This window comes from Olleya sp. NP1-10, from assembly GCF_055804415.1.
Genome location: NZ_CM147840.1, coordinates 1,202,433 through 1,224,202 on the forward strand (window position 1 = coordinate 1,202,433; position 21,770 = coordinate 1,224,202).

A 21,770-nucleotide genomic window follows, 5' to 3' on the forward strand; every position below is an offset into this window, starting at 1 on the left:
GTTACTGCTATTTTAGGCTTAATACAAGAGCTTGCAGATTTTGAAAAAGAACCAGATGCAGTCCTTGTAACTGAAGCTGATTTGTTGCAGCATGGTTTTGGAGAGCAGCCATTATTTACTTGTTTTGTTGCAGAAAAAGAGGAGAAAGTTGTAGGTATAGCATTGGTTTATATTCGTTTTTCTACATGGAAAGGTAAAACAGTACATCTTGAAGATCTTATGGTTAATCAAGAGCACAGAGGATCTGGTTTAGGGACTTTATTATTAAATGAAGTCATTAAGTATGGTCATAAACTTGGTGTTAAACGTATTTGTTGGGAAGTTTTAGATTGGAACCATCCTGCTATTAAATTTTACGAAAGTAAAGGTGCTACGTTATTAAAAGATTGGTATTTAGTCCAAATGGACGAAGCAAGTATCAATAATTATATCGAAAACATATAAATGAAAGTATTTAAATTTGGAGGTGCTTCTGTTAAGGACGCTAATGGTGTTAAAAATTTAGTTTCTGTTTTACAACAAGTAGGTTACGATAATACATTAATTGTTGTTTCAGCAATGGGCAAAATGACTAACGCTTTTGAGGTAGTTATTGGTCATTATTTTAAAGACAAAACTAAGTTAAATGAAGCTTTATTAAGTATTGAAGATTTTCATTTTAATATTGCTCAAGAACTTTTTCAGTCTAAAAATCATTCCGTTTTCAAACAAATCATTTCACTTTTTGATGAGTTGAAAAACTTTTTACAAAGTAATAAATCCCCTGACTATAACTTTGTTTACGATCAAGTGATTGGGTATGGCGAGTTGATTTCTACTACAATTATAAGTCAATATTTAAATCAGGAAGGTTTAGACAACCAATGGTTGGATGTGAGACAATTAATAAAAACAGACGATTATTATAGACGCGCAACAGTTAATTGGGACAATACTCAACAAGTCGTAAGTCAATCTGTTAATACCAATACATTAAATATTACTCAAGGCTTTATTGCAAGCGATAAAAATAATTTTACAACTACTTTAGGTCGTGAAGGAAGTGATTATACTGCTGCTATTTTAGCTTATTGTTTAAATGCAGATAGTGTAACTATTTGGAAAGATGTTCCAGGTGTATTAAATGCAGACCCAAGATATTTTAAAGATACACAATTATTGCATTCTATTTCTTACACCGAAGCTATTGAACTAGCTTTTTATGGCGCATCAGTCATACACCCAAAAACATTACAACCATTACAACGTAAAGAAATACCTTTATATGTTAAGTCTTTTTTAGAACCATTAGCTCAAGGTACAGTAGTTAATAAAACAGAAGGTATTGTTCCTAAAACACCTTGTTTTATTGTTAAACAAAATCAAGTGTTATTATCGTTATCAACTCTAGATTTCTCATATGTTGTAGAAGATAATATTAGCGAAATTTTTAACCTATTGTCGCAGTATAAAATGAAAGTGGATGTTATTCAAAACTCCGCAATCAGTTTTTCGGTTTGTTTTGACAATAATTTTAATAATTTAGCACCATTATTATTGCATTTAAAAGCAAAGTTTAAAGTGATATGTCATGAAGGTGTATCACTTTATACCATAAGGCATTACGACTCAAAATCAGTAGCTAATTTAGAGCAAGGAAAGACCGTTTTGCTAAAACAAATGTTTCAAGAGACACTACAAATAGTAACTAAATAAATCTAATGAATTACATTTGTACTTTGTAATACGAAAAAATTAAATGGGATTAGTCACAGCAAAAGAAGTTTCAAAAGCTATAAACCTTAGTAAATATGGGTTTGTAGGGACTTTTGTTGGTTGGTTATTGATGAAGGTTTTAAAGATATCTACTTTAAATAAAATCTATAATCGCAACAAACATTTGTCGCACTTGGAGTTTTTAAATGGTATTTTGGACGAATTTCAAATTAAATTTGAAATTCCCGAAGAAGATTTAAAACGTTTACCAAAAGATGGCGCCTATATTACAGTCTCTAACCATCCTTTAGGTGGTATTGATGGTATCTTACTTTTAAAATTAATGCTTGAACAAAGAGACGATTTTAAAATTATAGCTAATTTTTTATTGCATCGTATAGAGCCAATGAAGCCATACATAATGCCTGTTAATCCATTTGAAGACAGGAAAGATGTAAAATCAAGTATTGCAGGTTTTAAAAGTGCAATCTCACACATAAGAGATGGTCATCCTTTAGGGATTTTTCCAGCAGGTGAAGTGTCTACTTACAGAGACGGTAAATTGGTTGTTGATAAACCTTGGGAAGAAGCAGCTATGAAATTAATTCAAAAGGCAAACGTACCTGTTGTGCCAATTTATTTTCATGCCAAAAATAGTAAGTTGTTTTATAAACTATCTAAAATAAGTGACACGTTTAGAACCGCTAAATTACCATCAGAATTATTGACACAAAAACGACGTGTCATTAAAGTTAGAATAGGTAAACCTATATCTGTTAAAGACCAACAAGACCATAAATCACTTTCTGATTTTTCTGAATTTATTCGTAGAAAAACATACATGCTATCCAATACTTTTCAACCAAAAGAAAAAATAATAGATAGTATTTCGTCTAGTTTAAAATCGCCTAAATCTTCAAAAGCACCTAAACAAATTGTAACTCCTGTAAGTCAAGAAACCATGATTGCAGAAGTTGATGCTTTAAGAGACAAAGACTGTAAACTTTTAACTAGTAAAAATTATGAAGTATTTTTGGCTACAGCCGAAGACATGCCAAACTTGTTAAGAGAGATTGGACGTTTAAGAGAAATTACTTTTAGAGCTGTTGGAGAAGGTACAAATGAACCTATTGATTTAGATGAATTTGATAACTATTATCACCATTTATTTTTATGGGACAGTGAAGCTCAAGTGCTTGCAGGAGCTTACAGAATGGGATTAGGGTCTCAGATTTATTCAAAATTTGGTATTAAAGGTTTTTATTTACAAGACTTATTTGGATTTGAGCCAGAATTATATAAAATGATGAGTCAATCCATAGAAATGGGTCGTGCTTTTATCATTAAAGAGTACCAACAAAAACCGATGCCTTTATTTTTACTATGGAAAGGTATTGTTCATACAACACTGCGTCATCCAGAACACAAGTATTTAATAGGCGGAGTAAGTATTAGTAATCAGTTTTCTGAATTTTCTAAATCTTTAATGATTGAGTTTATGAAATCTCATTATTATGATCCTTACATAGCACAATATGTGCATCCTAAAAAAGAATTTAAAGTTAAACTTAAGGATGCAGATAAAGATTTTGTTTTTGATGCTACTGAAGCCGATTTAAATAAGTTTGATAAGATTATTGATGAGATAGAACCAGGAGCATTAAGACTACCTGTTTTACTTAAAAAATATATCAAGCAAAATGCACGTTTAGTGGCTTTTAATGTAGATCCATTATTTAATAATGCAGTTGATGGATTAATGTATATTAAAATTGAAGACTTACCAGAAAGTACAGTTAGACCTGTTATGGAAGAGTTTCAAGCCGAATTAGAACGTAAAGTTACTGAGCAGAATGAATAACAAATTAGTAATTTTAATTGCTTTTTTTGTTCATTCAATTGGATTTGCCCAAACCTATTCAGGTACAGTTATAGATGCTAAAACCAACCAACCTTTACCTAGTGTAACCGTTTACTTTGATGGTACGACTATTGGTGTTATTACAGATCTTGATGGTATGTTTAACATAGCTTCTAAACAGACCATAAATGTGCCTTTAGTGATTAGTTACGTAGGTTATAATACACAAGTTGTCGCTAAGGAAAGTCTTTTAAATAATCCAATAATAAAACTACAGCCACAAACTACCAATTTAGATGAGGTTATAGTCACTGATGATGATTGGTCCAGAGAAAAGAAATTAAGGTATTTTAAACAGGAGTTTTTAGGACGATCTATATATAGTAAGGACTGTAAAATAACTAACATCGATAAAATCAGATTTAGGTATAGTAAAGTTGATCAAACAATGTATGCTATGGCTGACCAACCCATAGTTATAATAAATAAATATTTAGGTTATAAAGTTGAATATAACTTAATTGATTTCGAAATTATTTTCGAAACACCACCTTCCGGTTTTACCTACATTAATAAAGTACTTTATAGTGGTACAAGTGTTTTTTCAGAACTCAATAAGAAGAACATTAAGAAACGTTACATTAAAAACCGAAGCTTTGTTTATAAAACCTCACTACTTTATTTTATGAGAAGCTTAGCCGATAACTCTCTAAAAGAAAATGGATTTAGGTTATTTAAATGTGAAGATGAAAAGCAATCAGAACCGTTATTTGAAACCATACAATCTGAAGTTTTCAACACTAAAATAATAGATAAAGATAAAACTCAAGTATCATTTTTAGACCCTAAAAAAATAGTTGTAAGTTTTGATAATTTGGATCAAGCTTTTTTATTGCCAAATATCACAGATAATACGTTTTATATAGATGGCTTTGGAATACATTATCCTATTGAAAGTATTTTATTTGGAGGTACTTTTGGACAGAGTCGTATAGTAAATATGTTACCTTCAGATTATAATTTAGAGTAGTTAAGATTTATTACAATTGATTTGAGTTTTTACAAAAAAATCATTGACAACTCGTCTGCATTCATTTAATTGGTCTAAATCAATCGAGTAGAATAAATTTTTACCCTTAACATTTTGTTTTAACAAGCCAATCTTTCTTATCTCTCCTAAATGCTGAGAAATTGTAGGTTGTGACAGACCAGTACTTTTAACTAGTTGGTTACAATTACAATTATTATTTTCGCTAATGTGCTGTATCATTGCTATTCTAGCTGGATGACCTAATACTTTAGTGTAGTTTGCTACCTGATTTTGTGAATTATTAAATAACTGTCTTTTTGAAAATCCCATTATTATTTGATATTATTAATTTATAATAAAACGTGATATTGCAATATCACAATGATAAATATAAATAAAAAACTAAAATCAACAAAGACTTCAGTTTTTTATTTGTATTATCCTCTTATTTACTAAACAATCTTTGGAAAAAGTTCTTAGTTTTTTTAGTAGTTTCTTCAATGACTTCTTTAGCATCATCTGCTAAATCTTCAAGTTTATCTCCAGCTTCATCTGCAAATTTTGATGCTTTCTCTTTAGCTTCATCCATTAATTCTTTAGCATCTTCATTAATAAATTCGGTTGTTTTTGCTTTAACCTTATCAAAGGTCTCTTTAGCATCCTCAGATAATTCGTCTAATTTTTGTCCTGCTTCTTTAGCTATTTTAGATGCTTTTTCTTTGGCATCCTCAACAAACTCTTTAGCGTCTTCATTAATAAATTCAGTTGCTTTTGTCTTTGCCTTTTCAAAGGTTTCTTTAGCTTCAGTTTTAATATCTTCAAATTTAGCTTCTGCTTTGTCTAAAACCTCATTAGTTTTGTCTTTTACTTCACCTAAAGTTTCTTTTGATGCGTGATTAGCTTCACTAGTTTTGTTGCTTACTGAGTTTTCTATATTGTTTACAGTATTTTCAGCTTGGTTTTCCTGGTTTTTCAAATCTTCATTCATAATTGTTAGGTTAGTTATTGAGCACTAATATATTACAATTATAAATATATGTTATAGAAAGGCTTTGTCTATAGGTTCCCAAAGTTCTATTTTATTTCCATCGTTGTCTAAAACCCATCCAAATTTGCCATAACTATACTCTTCAATTTCACCTAAAACCGTAACACCTTCATCTTTAAGTGTTGCTATTAGTTCAGTGAGGTTTTCAACTCTGTAATTAAACATAAAGTCTTTTTTAGAAGGCTCAAAGTGCTTTGAGTCTTCAGGGAAAGGACTCCATTGGGTTGAACAGTCATTTCCTTCTTTATCTTTCCACCAGAATGTTGATCCGTAATCATCTGTATTAAAACCTAAATGTTTTTTATACCAATCTTTTGATGCTTTTGGGTCTTTAGTTTTAAAAAATAGACCTCCAATTCCTGTGACGCGTTTTTTCATTTGTGATAGTTTTAGTTTTGGTTAGTTTAATTAGGTTTATTTTATTTTTTAATGGCACTTTCATACAAAGTTATCCATTCTTCAACACTCATTTTACCCAATAACTCTTGTATTAAATCATACGGTATATCGTCCATTTTTTTAAATCTGATACAGCTTTTTCCCATATCTAATTTGTATTTACAGTGTTTAGGGTATTGCTCTACAAACCAATTGTAAAGTTCTTTTTTTGCATATAGACCTGAATGATACAATGCTATAAAGTTTTTTTGAGAGGCTAAATTTATAAATGGTAATGGCGGAAACGGTTTACAGTGGTATCCTGCAGGATAAATTGATTTTGGCACATAATACGCTAACATACTATAACCCATACCAGCTTCTAGACCTTCAGGCATATTCTTAATAATTAAGTCATGCAATTTTGATATAGGTACTTTTCTATCTTCTGGAAGTTGGTTAATGTATTCTTCTGCTGTTTTTGCTTTTGATGTCATTTAAATTAGAAGTTTAATTAACAAATTGTGCTTTTATTTTGTCTACTATGGTTTGTGCTAGTTTTATTTTACTTTCTACAGTCCAACCAGCAACATGTGGTGATAAAATAACTTGATCTGATTGTATAAGATATTTAAACGCTTCAGGCATGTTATTATCACTAAAAAGATTTTCAAAAGAGGATTTTTCATATTCCAACACGTCCAAACCTGCACCTAATATTTGTCCAGATTGTAAAGCTGATACTAAGTCTTTTGTAACAACACTTTTACCACGTGCAGTATTAATTAGCCAAAATGGTTTTTTAAACGCATTAATAAAATTTGTATTTACCATATTAACCGTTGTTGGGTTTTCTGGTGTGTGTAAACTTAAGACATCTGCTTGTTCTTGAAGTTGTGTTAAGCTAACTTGAGTTGCATTTTGGTCTTCTTGGTTAGGTTTTAAATCGTAACACAAAACATTTACATCAAAACCACGTAACTTTTTAGCAAATGCTTTACCCATATTGCCATAACCAATTAAACCTACTGTTTTTCCGTCTAATTCTAAACCACGATTGGCTTCACGTAACCATTTACCAGCTCTTACTTCTTGATCTGCTTTATTTAGTTTATTAAATAAAGACAAAAGCATAGCTAAGCTATGTTCTCCAACTGCATTACGATTACCTTCAGGCGCAGCTATTAATGCGATGTTTTTGCTTTGTGCATAATCGCAATCAATATTTTCTAATCCAGCACCAACACGACCAATAAATTTTAGGTTTGTTGCTGCATCAATAAAATCTTTATCTATACTAAACCTACTTCTGATAATAAATCCATCATAGTCTTTAATTTTTAGTTGAATGTCTGCTTTTGAAGAGGAGTAATCTTCATGATTGATAAAGCCTAAATCGTTTAACTGATTAAGTAATAATGGATGATTGGAGTCTATATGAAGTATTTTCATGAATGAAGAGTCGTAATTGCTTGTTTAATTTTGATTTAAATGTACGGATTTTACGCGTTAGTGGTAGTAGTGGCATCCTTTTTTGCGCACTTTTAAACATCATAAAGTAAACTGAAAATAAATGTACTTACTTAAAAAAGACCAGTAAGTTGTTAAAGCAAAAAAGATATAACGGATGACACGACGCTTATTTACTTAGTAAAAAAGTAAATAAGGGTAACGCCCAAATTTAAAATCCTAAAATAGATTTAGCTATTACAAAGTATAGTAATATCCCAAATACGTCATTACTTGTGGTAATAAAAGGACCTGTAGCTACTGCTGGATCTATACCTCTTTTATCTAAAAAAATAGGAATAAAAGTACCAATTAATGCAGCCATAATTATTACTGCTACTAATGCAATGGATATGGTTATTGAAATTATATATGGTGTTTTAAAAGCAAAATGTGTGACTGCAATTGCTACTAATGCAAGTGCCAGACCATTGACTAAACCTAAAATAGACTCTTTTAATAAGCGTTTTAGGATGTTACCATCTATACTGTTATTGGCTAGACCTTGAACGACTATTGCAGAGGATTGTACACCTACATTTCCTGCTGTGGCTTGTATTAAGGGTACAAAACTAAGTAGCACTATAAATTCTCCCATTGAGCCATTAAAACCTTCAATGATACTTGCAGCACCTAAACCACCAAACATCCCAATAAATAACCATGGTAATCTGGCTTTTGTAAGTTTTATAATGCTATCATCTGCCTCTACATCTTGAGATATACCTGCAGCCATTTGGTAATCTTTGTCCGCTTCTTCACGAATTACATCTACAATGTCATCAATGGTAATACGTCCTAAAAGTGTTTTGTTTTGGTCTACAACAGGTATGGCTTCTAGGTCATATTTTTGCATGACTTTTGCAACTTCTTCCGCATCTTCGTCTACATAAACATAGTCTACGTTTGAGTTAGAGAGTTCGGCTATTTTTTGTTCGCTTTTTGCAGTAAGTAAATCTTTTAAAGATAAACGACCAAGTAGTTTTTCTTGCTTGTCTACTACATAAATGGAATGTACACGACTGACGTGTTGTGCTTGACCACGTATGCGACGTAAGCAACCAGCAACTGTCCAAGTTTCATAAACTTTAACAAGCTCTTTTGCCATAAGTCCTCCAGCTGTATCTTCATCATAGGCTAAAAGCTCTTGGATTTCGGCTTTATGCTCTTGGTCTTCTATTTGAGATATTACTTCTGCTTGACGTGATTCTGGTAGCTCTGCGATAATATCTGCAGCATCATCTGTGTCTAGCTCTTCAATTTCTTCTGCAATTTCTTTAGCGGATAGATTTTTAAGGACTTTTTCACGGTTATCCTCGTCTAATTCCATTAAGACATCAGACGTGGTTTCAGAATCCAAGAGTTTGATAACATACATAGCGTCATCTAGATTAACTTCATCTAGGATTTCGGCAATATCTGCGTAATGAAACTCTTCTAAAACTTTACGTAGTGCTTTATCGTCTTGTTGCTCGATAAGTAATTCTACTTGTTCTATAAGTGCATCTGTAAGCTGAAACTGTATGTTTTGATTGTCTTCCACCAATGCTTTATTTGTCGTTTTCTATTAGACTAGTTAACTCTAAAAATTGTGCAACTGTGATTTGTTCTGGTCGCTTGTCAAAGATACTATTTGCTTTTAGATTATCTGACAAATCAAATGTTTTTAAACTGTTACGCATGGTTTTGCGACGTTGTTGAAAAGCTTGCTTTACAACCCTAAAAAACAACTTTTCATCACAAGGTAATGTGTAGTTTTCTTTACGTATTAATCGTAACACACCAGAGTCTACTTTTGGTGGTGGATTAAACACTGTTGGAGGAACAGTAAATAAATATTCGGCATCATAAAAGGCTTGGGTTAAAACCGATAAAATACCATACACTTTACTACCTTCTTTGGAGCAAATACGTTTTGCGACTTCTTTTTGAAACATCCCTGAAAATTCAGGTATTTGGTCACGAAGCTCTAAGGTTTTAAATACTATTTGTGTCGAAATATTATATGGGAAATTTCCAATTATAGCAAAAGGCTCTTGGTTAAAAGTTTGACTTAAATCATACTTTAAAAAGTCTTTTTCTATGATTCTTGGTGCTAAATTTAAATAGTTGTTTTGAAGGTATTCTACACTTTCTGTATCAATCTCAATCACATAAGTCGTAATTGGTTTTTTTAGTAAGTATTTTGTTAAAACACCCATTCCTGGTCCAATCTCTAAGACGTTTTTATAACCGCTTAAAGTTAAAGCATCAGCAATATCTTGAGCAATGCTTTCGTCTTCAAGAAAATGTTGTCCTAAAAACTTTTTTGCTTTGACTTGATGGTCATTATTTTGTTTATGTTTTGCCATGATACTGAGGTTTTTTCGGCTTAAGCCGAAATTATTTAAAGGTTACAGAATACTCATCTACAATTTGAAGTTCTGTTCTGAAGGCTAACATTTTGTCTGCGAATTTTTTTAATCCTTCTGATCTTAATTTTTCTGCATCTTCTCTGTAATAAGCATCTAGGGCTTCTCTTGAATATGATTTGTATTGTATAGAGTAGGTTTGTCCACCCATGTCTTCTTCTACTAACACTTTTGTTAGTGTTGCTTTTTCAAACTTACCAGTAGCTAAAACTGTTGGTATGTGCTGCTTTATCCAAATTAACCACTCGTCATGAGCACTATCATCTATGTTTACTGTGACGTTATATATGTACATTGTCTATAAGTTTTTTGCAAATAACATAAGTTCTGAGTCGTCCTCAAAGGGTTTTACCTTTTTTGTGAAGCTAAAACCTAATTTTTCTATTAATTTTATTGATGCTTTGTTGTTAGGTTTTGTAATTGCTCCAATTTTTTTAAGATTGAATGTGTTTTTTGCTAAATCTAATATTGCTAATGACGATTCTAATCCGTAGCCTTTACCTTCGTATTCTGGTAACATTGCAAACCCAATATCAGGCAGTTCTAAGGTTGTCCTTTTTGTTAGTCCATTTGTACCTATAAGCTTATTGTTTTCTGCTTTTAAATGCAGTTTATAAAAACCATAACCTAATTGTGCGTAATTTTTAAGGTGTCCATTTTTAATACGCTCTTGAGCTTGCTCTATAGTCTGGACTTTACGATCACCAATAAATTTTTTGAATTTTGGAGTGTTAACTAACTCTATAAAAAACTGAGCATCGTCCAATGTAAATTTAGTGATTAAAAGACGTTGAGTTTCTGCTACGATCATAACTTCTAATTTATTGCATCACCACGAAGTGCTCTAAACTTTTTTCTTGCGTCAACAGCATAAATACTATCGGAATAATTAAATAACAAATTTTCATACAGTGCTTTTGCTTCTTCTGGGAGTGCTAATTTATTTGCAAATATTTCGGCTAAATAATATAAGGCATTATCCATAAGAATACTGTCTTTGTAGTCTGAAATTATACGTTGGTAATTAGCTTTAGCTTTTTGATAGTCTTGTTGTTTTTCATATAACAAGGCTTGTTTAAGTAAGGCTTGAGGTATAATGACTTCGGTTTTATGTTGGTCTAAAATCTGGTTTAAAAGGTTTATAGCATCAGTGTTTTTATTTTGAAATGCCAATAGATCTGCTTTTGCATATTTTGTCAAAGCAATTTGTAATGAGTCTTCAGCTCTGTTATCGCTGATTAACAGTTTTAAATCTAAAGCATCATTAGCTGTAAGTTGTGATGTTGACGATTTAAGTATTTTTAACTGAGATTCTGCCCATTTAAAATCACCTTTATAATAACTCGCTTTAGCAACCCTAAATCTTGCTTCTTGAGCAAGCGTACTATTTTTTATATTACGTTCTATTTGCGTATAGTAAATCAAGGCTTCGTTAAATTTTTCTTGAAGTACTAAAATGTCTCCTAACTCTAGTTTTACTTTAGCTAGTTGTAATCTTGATGCATTATATTTTAAAGTGTTTTTAAGTAATTTGATAGCATCTACTTCTTGATTTAAATAAAATGCTAAAAAATGAGCATAATTAATTTGTAAATCTAATGTTTGTGGTGTTTTACCAAAGGTGTTAAGTACTTCAACGTATTTATCGTTAATTGCTTGATAGTCTTTAGGTAAAGCGATTTTTGTTTTAATTTCTAATACTTTTTTTAATGCAGATAACTGCATAGACACTTCTTGTGTGGTTTCTGTTATGTAATCAAACACAGTTAGTGCATCTTCATATTGATTTTGGTCTTGAGCAATTAAACCTAACTCAACTAATCTTGAGAAGCTTTTTTGCTCTCGTTTATAGATTGCTTTTTCTTGAACAAAAGCTTTATAGTAGTCTTTTTGCTGTATGAATAACCAACTAAGCATTTCATTCCAGATAACATCTTGTGTGGTTTGTATCTTTTTAAGTAGAATTTTTTTAATAATATATTGTATTCATTATTGCTATCATCAGTAATAAATTCGCTTACGTTTCTTTTAATAGTGTTAAGGTAGGCATGACTGTCTTCAACCAAAGTGATATAGCTATTAAACATTTTTTCTACATCACCTTGTGCACCATAAATTTTTGCTAATTGAAAATTAAAATTTAGTGATGGTTTTAGTTCCATCGCTTTAGTGTATGTAGTTATGGCTTGATTTAATAACGTGTGTTTTTCAAAAGCCTGACCAACACGAAAAGCATAGATAGGTTTTGTGTCTAAACTAGCGATTGCTTTGTTATAAAATACATTAGCATTTATAGTATCTTTTTTTAATTGATAATTAAAACCTAATTCTACTAAAAAATCTGGTTTATTGTTATTTTCAAGATGTAGTAATATGCGGTTTTCTGCACTATTGTATAACTCTAATTGCTGCTCAATAGCAATAATTTTTAACAAGTAGCTTTCTGAGTTTGGATTTTTGGCGTATAGTTTTTTGTAGTTAGATAACGCTTTTTCAAACTGGCCTTCTTTGAAATATTGTTTAGCAAGAAATTCTTCTTGAGCTTGTGTAGACCAAGCTAAAAAAAGATAAATAGTATAATTAGGCGTTTAAGCATCATAACTGTAAATATAAAAATACAAAACCTAGTATTTGTAAATATTATGTAAAAAAATGCCTAAACAAAGTTTAGGCATTAAGCTTATCTAATTAATGTGTTATTACTTGATTGAAACTTGTCTGCAGTAATTTACTTGTTTTCAATAATTTATATATCAAATTGAGTATGTTTTAAAGTGAAAACAAAATTTTTTTACAAAAAAAGACGTTGTTTAACGTCTTTTTTGTTGAACATTAGTTAATGTATTCAAAACCAGTATATGGTACTAAAACTTCAGGTATTTTAATACCGTCTTCGGTTTGGTAATTTTCTAAAATTCCAGCAAGTACTCTAGGTAATGCTAAAGAGCTTCCGTTTAAGGTATGAGCTAACTCATTTTTACCATCACTATTTTTAAAACGTAGTTTTAAACGATTGGCCTGAAATGTTTCAAAGTTTGAGACGCTAGAAATTTCTAACCATCTATCTTGAGCGGTTGAAAACACTTCAAAGTCATAAGTTAAAGCGGAAGTAAATCCAGTATCACCACCACATAAACGTAAGATTCTGAAAGGTAATTTTAGTTCGTTTAAAATCTCTTTGACATGGTCGACCATAGTGTCTAATGCTTGGTATGATTTGCTTGGATGTTCTACACGAAGGATTTCTACCTTGTCAAATTGATGTAAACGGTTTAAACCACGTACGTGAGCACCATAGCTACCAGCTTCACGTCTAAAGCAAGGTGTGTAACCTGTTATACCAATTGGTAAATCTGCTTCGTTTAATAAAACATCTCTAAAAATATTAGTTCCTGGTACTTCTGCAGTTGGAATTAAATATAGGTTGTCTTCTGTGACATGGTACATTTGACCTTCTTTATCTGGTAATTGTCCTGTCCCAAAACCTGAGGCTTCGTTTACTAAATGAGGTAATTGGTACTCCGTATAACCTGCAGCTGTATTTTTATCTAAAAAATAGGCTATTAAAGCACGTTGTAATCTGGCTCCTTTTCCTTTATAAACCGGAAATCCTGCTCCTGCAATCTTATTACCTAATTCAAAATCTATGATGTCATATTTTTTAGCTAATTCCCAATGTGGCAATGCGCCATCGTGTAATTTAGGAATATCACCTTCTGTATATATTTCTTCGTTGTCTTCTTCACTGTTACCTTTTGGTACAGATTCATGTGGTACATTAGGTATTTTGTAAAGTAATTGGCTTAAAGCTTCCGTTTTAGTATTTAAAGCTTCATTTAAAACCTTAGATTCCTCTTTAAGATCTGACGTTTTAGTTTTTAAAGCATTAGCTTTTTCGGCTTGACCGGATTTATATAAAATACCAATTTCTTTAGAGATTGAGTTGGATTCTGCTAATACAGCATCCAATTTAGTTTGTAAAGCACGACGCTCTTCATCTAAATTAATGACATCTTCAATCATTGCTGTTGCATCCAGATTTCTAACCGATAATCTGTTAATAACTAGCTGTTTGTTTTCTCTGATAAATGGTACTTGTAACATGTGTTTTTGTTTTTTGGCGTTACCTAAAGCTCAGGTTTTTCGTTAGAACGTTTTTTACTAATTATAATAGCAAAAAATATACTATTTAAAAATACTTGTTAAGCTGGTATTTATTAAATAGTAATTAACGAGTAATCCTTAACGCAATAGTATGACTACAAATTTAAGATGTAAAAGTAGTAAGATTTTGTGTAGCTAAAAATATTTTATTTATCTAATTGAGATGGTAATATCCAATCATTATGTTTAAACACATTCCAGCTTGCACTAGCTAAATCTACTTTAGGATCTATAAGTGTTTTATAAGGTCTACCATTTACGCTTGCTTTTGCATTAACATAAACTGCAATATCTTGACCTTTATTTTTGTAATCTTGCTTTAAACGTTGTGCAAATTGCCAAATAACATCAGGTTTTGTGGCAATCATTCGTTTTTGTTTTCTTGATAAATAATGGTCTAAATTGACGATAGTTGTTTTGTTAGTTTTTTTATTAACGACTTTATATGTTGCGTAACCAGATTTAGAGCGCAGCATCATGCGCCAAGATAGTCTGTGACCTTCTTCTGTCCACAATACATTGTCTTTTATAAAGTGATGCCTTATTGGTAAAATAATCTGAATGATAAAGTAAATACTAGCTATTGTAAGTAGATAAGGTTTGTAGTTAAGTGGTTTAACTTGGTTTATAGAATAAAATTCTTTTTTCTTTAAAAAGAGATTTTTAATAATCTTAGCGTCAAAAAAGAATAGTGAAAATGCTAGTGCTAAATATGGGAAAATCCCAACTCCAAATACAATAGAATTAAACAAATGAAAAAAGATTGAACCAAAAAAGGCTAATCGTCTTGTTGGTTTAAACAGTAATAGAGGTATGATTAAACCATCATATAAAATACCACCATAACCAACTAAGTATGGTACAAAAGGGTGTTGTAATGCACTTCCTATTATTGGGTAGTTGGCTTTACCTTGCATGAGCTGTGTTGGAACTGTTAAATCTAGCCAATCTGGATATATTTTTGCGACAGCTGCATAAGTGTACATTATAAATAATTGGAGTACAAATACCCATTTACACCAACTAGGCATGCTTATAGTTTTAATTTTAGGATTTAATTTTGCGTCAATTGATGCGTAAGTGTTGGCTGGTAAAAAAGCCATAATCCCGCTTAATAAACACAATAAGTAATAATGATTATTGTAAGAGGCTTTTTGAGTTAGATATATACTTGTCCATAATACGGTAAATGCAATGATGCTAAATCTGTATTTGTATCCTAGCATAATTCCTAAACCAAATATTCCCATAACTATATAATAAACATATATCCATGGAGTAGGTAATGGTTGTAAAAAGTCTAAGCCTATAAAATTAAAAGTGAATTTTGAGTCTATTAAAGTATATTTTACCCAACCTGTAAAGATTGCGCCAACGGATTCTAAAAAACAAAGTAGTCCAAAAATAATCCTGAATACTATTAATGCACTATTGTCAATTTGTTTGAATAAAATTTTATTTAGCATAGTCTTTAATATACTGTAGCGCTTGGATTTTATCTTGGTCCAATTGTGTTGTTAATTGTTTTAATCCATCAAATTTTTGTTCATCTCTTAAGCGTGCTAGTAATTGAATACTAATGTTTTTATCATACAAAGAGTTGTTGAAATTAAAAAAATGAGTTTCTATGGTTTGAGATTGTCCATTGACGGTTGGATTGTTTCCAATATTCATCATACCGTATTGGATAGTATCATCAATTAGTGCTTTGACAATATAAACCCCTTGTTTTGGTATTAGTTTATAGGTTTCTTCAATATGTAAATTAGCTGTTGGGTATTGTATGGTTTTGCCTAAACCCTTGCCTTTTACTATTGTGCCTGTAAGCATAAAATTATAACCTAAATAAGTATTAGCTGTTTTGATATCTCCTTCATTTAAAGCTGTTCTTATTTTGGTAGAAGAGATGGCAACGTCGTTAATATCTTGCATAGATATTTCTTCAACTTCAAAATTAAAATCTTCTCCAAATTGTTTTAAATCATTGATATTGGCATTTCTATTTCTACCAAAATGATGGTCGTAACCAATGATAACATATTTAGATTTTAACTGATTAACCAGTAGGTTTTCAACATAATCTTGAGCTGTTAATCTTGAAAATTCTTTTGTAAACTTTTTAACAACCAAATTAGTAATTCCAAAGCGTTTTAAAAGTTGTTCTTTTTCGCTTATAGTATTAATTAATTTAATGTTGGCATCTTTTTGCAATACCATTCTTGGATGAGGAAAAAAGTTAACAATGATGGTTGTAAACTTTTTACATTAGCGACTTCAACTAATCTTTTAATAATTTTTTGATGACCAATATGTACACCATCAAAAGTTCCGATGGTTAATACAGTATGTTGTTTAAGATTTGTTTTCAATGCCTTGTAGTTATTTTACAAAAGTAAAAAAGCCAATTGAATTAAATCAATTGGCCTTTAAGTTATTTAAAAAATTACCGTCTTATTTTTTTATAAAAGGAAATGTTGCTGCATTACCATCTTTAGATATTTTAATAAAATACATACCATTGCTAAATGGAGTAGTATCTATTGTTAAATCTTGAGTTGTATTAATAGCTTTTTCTGTAACTAATTGACCAAGCATGTTATAAACTTTGTAAGCATTTGGTAAATCATTACTATTACTTATTTTAATGTTTAATGAACTAACCGTTGGATTAGGGTAGATGCTGATAGAATTTTGTAGTTCGAAATCATTTGTACTTAAACTATTTACACCAAAAGTTATGCTTTCTGTAGATGAAAATTCACCTCCTGTAGCTATTGTGTTAGAATTGTCATCACTTAAGGTATAACTACCTAAACCATATAAACAACATATACCATCTCCAAAACTGTCATTTATCGTGAAAGTATAGCATTCGCCAATTGTAACATCAAAAATTTCACTAACAGGAGTATTGTCTGAATCAGGATAATTTCCACCAGAATATAAAACAATATCATTACTATCTTTAAATTCCCAAGTGGTTTCAGAACCATAATTATCTGGGATTAAATCAAAAGTTATTGTAGTAGTGTCAAAAAATGCTGAAAAAGAGTTTGATGAATCAGTATTATTAGTAATGTTATCATCAGTACCTCCATTTGGGCTAGATAATTCTACATTAAAAATATGATTACCAGAATCAATATCAATACTTGGTAATGAAATAACTTCAGATTCACCATTAGCTAAATTTCCTGTCCAAGAATAGTTTGTTATATTATTACTGTCAACATCATAAATGATTGTTGCCGATGTAATATTTAAGTTTCCTTGATTTGTTAAAATTATATCAGGAGAAATAGTTGTAGCACAATCTACTAAATTTAAATCATCAATTTCAATTTGACCATCTAAATCATATACTAATCCAGGTGTGCATTTGTCAGAGCTAGCTAATTCTACACGTCTAGGTGAGTTAGCCATTACAGCCTGTATTCTTGCTTTTTGGTCAGCTGTAAAAGTGTGCATACAAGTATCGTCCGAATAATCCATATAGTTTTCCACCATATCATTACCTAATCCGTCAAGGTCACATGTATCAGTATTTATAGAACAACCACCGTGAGATTCTGTTGCATCAGGAGTGTCAGAACAATAATCATCATTTGAACATGCAGTTGTATCTCCCCAGATATGTCTCAATCCTAGCCAGTGTCCAGTTTCATGAGTTAACGTTCTTCCAGAAGCATACACTCCTCCGTTTGGATTTGGATTTGCTATACTACCTACAGATGAGCTTAAAACAACAACTCCATCACTAGTTGAGCCTGCAGAATTTGATGGGACGCCTGAAAGGGTTGAGTTTTCTGGCCAATGAGCATAACCTAATAGACCTCCATCAAGGTTTGCTACCCATACATTAAAATATTGAGTTGGGTCCCATTGTGTATCTGCTTTCATACCACTTTCAAAGTCTGTAGTGGAAAATGGACCTTCTCCATAAGTTGTTATTCTATTTATACCATCTTCTGCTAAAGCAATTCCATTTTCATCTTGTAAAGCTAGACAAAATCTTATTTCTGTGTCAGCTGCAACAGAATAATTACTTCCTGCTGTGTTACCAAAATCAATGTTTAACTGATCTGTTTGTGCTTGAATTGCAGCAGCACTTAAATTTTCTGATCCACTACCATCAGTAAAAATATGATATATAACAGGTATTGTTATAATTACAGATGGACTATTTGCTCGTTTTGCTTTGATTTCTTCAATTTTTGGAGCTAACCATCTTTCAAATTCAGCTTTAGTTGTTATGTTTTTATTTTTTTCTTGAAGATAGTTTTCGTATTCAACAGTCCCACATCTGATATGTCCTGTTTCTTCAATGCTTTTTTTATTTGATACTGTTAATTCTTGATTAAACAGTTTAGCGTTTTTATTTTTTGTTTGAGATTGACAAACACTGATTTGTGTAAAACAAATTATAAAAAATAGTAAAGTAATTTTTTTCATTTAATTAGGAAGAATTTAAAATTTTGGTGAATTTAAGTATTTTATAGAGATGCTACTGTTAATTTTTCTAGTTAAATGTTTATTTTTCATTAAATATTTATAATTATTGTTATTTTTAGTGTAACATAACTAACCCTTAACTATTTATTAGTATGAAAAAACTATTACTTAAATCAATAAAGATCATTACAATGATGCTTTGCGTTGTTGCTTTTGGACAACAAGATTATTGGACATTAAGTTCTGAAGACAAAGTTGAAAATTTGGATAAAGTAAGACGTGCTTCTTTTCCCTCTGATTATCAGGTTTTTTCTTTAGATCTAGATAAGTTTAAAACTAAAATAATTAATGCTCCTGTAAGAGGTGAGAATATCGGTAAATCAAATGTTATTGTCTATTTTCCAAATGCCAAAGGTGAATTAGAACGTTTTAGTGTTACTGAAGCACCAATAATGGAGTCAGAATTAGCCGCAAGATACGCAATGATTAAAACATACAAGGCTGCTGGGTTGGATGATCAAACTGCTACTATGAGTTTTAGTGTTACACAATTTGGTTTACATACGATGTCTTTGTCAGGAAAAAGAAGCTCGTTGTTTATAGATCCTTACACAACTACTAATAATTTTTATATTGTATATGAAAGAAATGCCCTAGGTCAAGATTTACAAGGTTTTGAATGCTTGACTGATAAAGATGTAGAGCTATCTTCATTAACTAACGAAAGAGCAAGTCAATTAGCTGATACTGATGATATGCAATTAAGAACCTACAGGTTAGCACAAACTTGTAATGGTGAATATGGAGAAATTTTTGCTGGAACAGGTACAGATGCTCAAAAGAAACAAAATATTCAAGCTCAAATGGCTATAACTATTAATAGAGTTAATGAGGTTTATGAAAGAGATTTAGCAGTAACGTTAGTTTTTATTAATCAAAATGATCAATTAATTTATTATGATCCAGCTACAGATCCATGGACTGGAGAGTATAATACCAAAACGCAAGAGGTTATATCAACAACTTTAAATGATGAAAGTTTATATGATATTGGTCACAATTTCAATACTTCGGGAGGTGGTAGTGCAGGTTGTTTAGGTTGTGTTTGTTTGGATGGAGGAGCTCCATATACTGGAAATCAAAAGGGAAGAGGCTATACAGGAAGACCAAATCCAACAGGTGATGCATTTGATATTGACTATGTGGCTCATGAAATGGGTCACCAATTTGATGGTTGGCATAGTATGAATACATGTAGTCGTTCAGGAAATGGAATGACTGAGGTTGAGCCAGCTTCAGGAAGTTCAATAATGGGTTATGCTGGTATATGTCCAACCAATGTCCAATCCAATAGTGATGCACATTTTAATTATGTCAATATAAGAGATATTTCGGCAAACATTCAACCAGGTGGAACAAGTGATTGTGGTGCTACTATGGCATTAACAAATCAGCCTCCAGTTGCCGACGCTGGTTTAGATTATTCAATTCCGCCAAGTACAGCTTATGTGTTAAGAGGTTCGGCTACTGATCCTGATGGATTAGCAAGTTTAACTTATAATTGGAGTCCTAATGACCCATCTCAAGCACCTTCAAATGGCGCTCCTCAACCTACTTGGACAACAGGACCAATGTACAGATCTATATTGCCTTCTGATTCACCTGATAGATACATGCCAAGCTACAGTGATGTGGTTGCAGGAAATTTAACTCCAACTTGGGAAGTGACACCATCAGTAGAACGTACTATGAATTTTTCTTTTATTGTTAGAGATAATGCTAGTGGTTTTGCTAATGGAATAGGTCAAACAGATGCTGATTTAATGACTGTTGATGTAGTAGGCGATCAGCCTTTTACGGTTGTTACTCCTCCAGCTTGGGCTTCAGGAAGTAATCAAACATTAGTTTGGAATGTTGGTGATACTAATGGTGCTATTATTAATTGTCAATCTGTTAATATTTTATTTTCAACTGATGGAGGATTAACTTTTCCAACAACTCTTGCTTCTGGAGTTGCAAATGATGGTTCAGAAACGGTTACAATTCCTAGTATAGCAGATACTAATAATGCTAGAGTAATGGTTGAAGCTGTAGATAATATATTTTATGCTTTATCAGAGGTCTTTCCAATAAATAGTACGCCTTCATTTGTTTTAAGTAATTCGTCAGGAGATCGAACAGCTTGTGCTATTGATGAGGTTGAATATACTGTTGATATGATAACTGCTAATGGTTTTTCAGAAACAACAAATTTTACATCTTCAATTAGTCCAGCGTTAGCTGCTACTGTAACCTTTACACCTTCAAGTTTAAATTCTGACGGTTCAACTTTAGTTAATGTGTCTGGCTTAACAGGAGCTGCAGCTGGTGATTATACTATTACAGTAACAGGGACTTCTACTACTCAAACTAAAGCAGTAGACTTAGAATTAACAATTGTAGATGGTTTGTGTACTTCAGTTGCAAATACTACTTATGATACAAGTACAACTTTAGTGCAGTTTGGAGATATTGATAATCCATCAGGTAAACCATCTGGTTATAGTGATTATCGCATTGCACCAACAGCTACTCAAATTACAGACGTAAATAGAGATGCATCTTATACTTTAACGGTCAATCAAAATACAGATGGTAATTATCTTTGTGTTTCTAGTGTCTGGATTGATTGGAATCAGAATTGTATTTTTGATTCTAATGAGTATTACGACTTAGGAACTGCGACAAACGTACTAGATGGACCTACTAGCAATTCAGGTTTAAATGTAGTTGTTCCTTCTGATGCAGTTATAGGAGCTACAACAATGCGTGTAACGACTAGGTACTCCTCAGCTGCTGGGTCTTGTGATAACAATCATGATGCAGAAGTGGAAGACTATACGGTTAACGTGCAAACCTCTCTATCTGTTTCTGAATTTGATTTTGCTGGTAATTTTAACGTATATCCAAATCCGAATAATGGGGAATTTACTATTGAATTAAAAAATAATAATTTAAGTAGTAAATTAAATGTTGTTGTTTATGATGTAAGAGGACGAAAAGTTTATAATACTTCGTTTGTGAATTCGAATGATTTTAAACAAACAATTCAATTGAATAATGTCGAATCAGGTTTGTACTTATTAAATGTTTCTGACGGAAATTCAGCAATGACCAAAAAGCTTGTAATCAAGTAAATTTAGTAAAGTGTTTATTAATGAAAAAAGGAAGCTATTAAGCTTC

At 31.5% G+C, this 21,770-nt stretch carries 19 protein-coding genes and 1 pseudogene; 5 read left to right on the plus strand and 15 right to left on the minus strand.

What is annotated here, in order from left to right; all coding sequences use genetic code 11:
* Window positions 1-84 precede the first annotated feature (84 nt).
* Genes AC0L4B_RS05515 through AC0L4B_RS05530 form a run of 4 tightly spaced genes read left to right on the plus strand, consistent with a single transcriptional unit; the run spans window position 85 to window position 4,586 of the window.
* Entirely contained in the window at window positions 85-444 is a 360-nt protein-coding gene (locus tag AC0L4B_RS05515; RefSeq protein WP_473438896.1) for a GNAT family N-acetyltransferase, read from the plus strand.
* Window positions 445-1,695: an aspartate kinase gene (locus tag AC0L4B_RS05520; protein WP_473438897.1), complete on the plus strand. Its 1,251-nt coding sequence runs from the start codon at window positions 445-447 to the stop codon at window positions 1,693-1,695.
* Between the two features lie 43 nt (window positions 1,696-1,738).
* Window positions 1,739-3,556, plus strand: coding sequence for a GNAT family N-acyltransferase (locus AC0L4B_RS05525; RefSeq protein WP_473438898.1), 1,818 nt, complete (start codon window positions 1,739-1,741; stop codon window positions 3,554-3,556).
* Window positions 3,549-4,586: a carboxypeptidase-like regulatory domain-containing protein gene (locus AC0L4B_RS05530; RefSeq protein ID WP_473438899.1), complete on the plus strand. Its 1,038-nt coding sequence runs from the start codon at window positions 3,549-3,551 to the stop codon at window positions 4,584-4,586. The genes AC0L4B_RS05525 and AC0L4B_RS05530 overlap by 8 nt, the downstream gene beginning before the upstream one ends.
* Here AC0L4B_RS05530 and AC0L4B_RS05535 read toward each other — a convergent pair whose 3' ends face one another.
* The 15 genes and pseudogenes from AC0L4B_RS05535 to AC0L4B_RS05605 all read right to left on the minus strand — a co-directional run bounded on the left by AC0L4B_RS05535 (window position 4,587) and on the right by AC0L4B_RS05605 (window position 18,548).
* On the minus strand, window positions 4,587-4,916 hold the full coding sequence (locus AC0L4B_RS05535) for an ArsR/SmtB family transcription factor (protein WP_473438900.1): 330 nt from the start codon (window positions 4,914-4,916) through the stop codon (window positions 4,587-4,589).
* Between the two features lie 115 nt (window positions 4,917-5,031).
* Window positions 5,032-5,574, minus strand: a complete 543-nt coding sequence (locus tag AC0L4B_RS05540; protein WP_473438901.1) for a hypothetical protein — start codon at window positions 5,572-5,574, stop codon at window positions 5,032-5,034.
* A 51-nt stretch (window positions 5,575-5,625) separates the two neighbouring features.
* A complete protein-coding gene (locus AC0L4B_RS05545; protein ID WP_473438902.1) occupies window positions 5,626-6,012 on the minus strand; it encodes a VOC family protein in 387 nt (128 codons plus the stop codon).
* 41 nt (window positions 6,013-6,053) lie between these two features.
* Window positions 6,054-6,509 (minus strand): DUF1801 domain-containing protein, encoded by a 456-nt coding sequence (locus tag AC0L4B_RS05550; RefSeq protein WP_473438903.1) that lies wholly within the window; start codon window positions 6,507-6,509, stop codon window positions 6,054-6,056.
* Window positions 6,510-6,522: 13 nt separating this feature from the next.
* A complete protein-coding gene (locus AC0L4B_RS05555) occupies window positions 6,523-7,464 on the minus strand; it encodes a 2-hydroxyacid dehydrogenase (RefSeq protein WP_473438904.1) in 942 nt (313 codons plus the stop codon).
* Window positions 7,465-7,693: 229 nt separating this feature from the next.
* Complete coding sequence (gene mgtE / locus AC0L4B_RS05560) at window positions 7,694-9,067, minus strand: magnesium transporter (protein WP_473438905.1); 1,374 nt, start codon at window positions 9,065-9,067, stop codon at window positions 7,694-7,696.
* A 4-nt stretch (window positions 9,068-9,071) separates the two neighbouring features.
* The gene (rsmA, locus tag AC0L4B_RS05565; RefSeq protein WP_473438906.1) at window positions 9,072-9,872 is read right to left on the minus strand and encodes a 16S rRNA (adenine(1518)-N(6)/adenine(1519)-N(6))-dimethyltransferase RsmA; all 801 of its coding nucleotides are present in this window, start codon (window positions 9,870-9,872) and stop codon (window positions 9,072-9,074) included.
* A gap of 31 nt (window positions 9,873-9,903) precedes the next feature.
* On the minus strand, window positions 9,904-10,227 hold the full coding sequence (locus tag AC0L4B_RS05570) for a DUF4286 family protein (protein ID WP_473438907.1): 324 nt from the start codon (window positions 10,225-10,227) through the stop codon (window positions 9,904-9,906).
* 3 nt (window positions 10,228-10,230) lie between these two features.
* Window positions 10,231-10,743 (minus strand): GNAT family N-acetyltransferase, encoded by a 513-nt coding sequence (locus AC0L4B_RS05575; RefSeq protein ID WP_473438908.1) that lies wholly within the window; start codon window positions 10,741-10,743, stop codon window positions 10,231-10,233.
* 5 nt (window positions 10,744-10,748) lie between these two features.
* On the minus strand, window positions 10,749-11,849 hold the full coding sequence (locus AC0L4B_RS05580; protein WP_473438909.1) for a tetratricopeptide repeat protein: 1,101 nt from the start codon (window positions 11,847-11,849) through the stop codon (window positions 10,749-10,751).
* Complete coding sequence (locus AC0L4B_RS05585; RefSeq protein WP_473438910.1) at window positions 11,750-12,367, minus strand: tetratricopeptide repeat protein; 618 nt, start codon at window positions 12,365-12,367, stop codon at window positions 11,750-11,752. The genes AC0L4B_RS05580 and AC0L4B_RS05585 overlap by 100 nt, the downstream gene beginning before the upstream one ends.
* A 397-nt stretch (window positions 12,368-12,764) precedes the next feature.
* Window positions 12,765-14,036, minus strand: coding sequence for a serine--tRNA ligase (gene serS / locus AC0L4B_RS05590; RefSeq protein ID WP_473438911.1), 1,272 nt, complete (start codon window positions 14,034-14,036; stop codon window positions 12,765-12,767).
* A gap of 206 nt (window positions 14,037-14,242) precedes the next feature.
* Complete coding sequence (locus AC0L4B_RS05595; protein WP_473438912.1) at window positions 14,243-15,562, minus strand: HTTM domain-containing protein; 1,320 nt, start codon at window positions 15,560-15,562, stop codon at window positions 14,243-14,245.
* A pseudogene (locus AC0L4B_RS05600) lies at window positions 15,552-16,465 on the minus strand (bifunctional riboflavin kinase/FAD synthetase). Before AC0L4B_RS05600 ends, AC0L4B_RS05595 begins: the two are co-directional and overlap by 11 nt.
* Before the next feature lie 82 nt (window positions 16,466-16,547).
* On the minus strand, window positions 16,548-18,548 hold the full coding sequence (locus AC0L4B_RS05605; protein WP_473438913.1) for a M43 family zinc metalloprotease: 2,001 nt from the start codon (window positions 18,546-18,548) through the stop codon (window positions 16,548-16,550).
* 152 nt (window positions 18,549-18,700) lie between these two features.
* Between AC0L4B_RS05605 and AC0L4B_RS05610 the strand changes: the two genes are divergently transcribed.
* The gene (locus tag AC0L4B_RS05610) at window positions 18,701-21,724 is read left to right on the plus strand and encodes a reprolysin-like metallopeptidase (RefSeq protein WP_473438914.1); all 3,024 of its coding nucleotides are present in this window, start codon (window positions 18,701-18,703) and stop codon (window positions 21,722-21,724) included.
* Window positions 21,725-21,770: the final 46 nt, after the last annotated feature.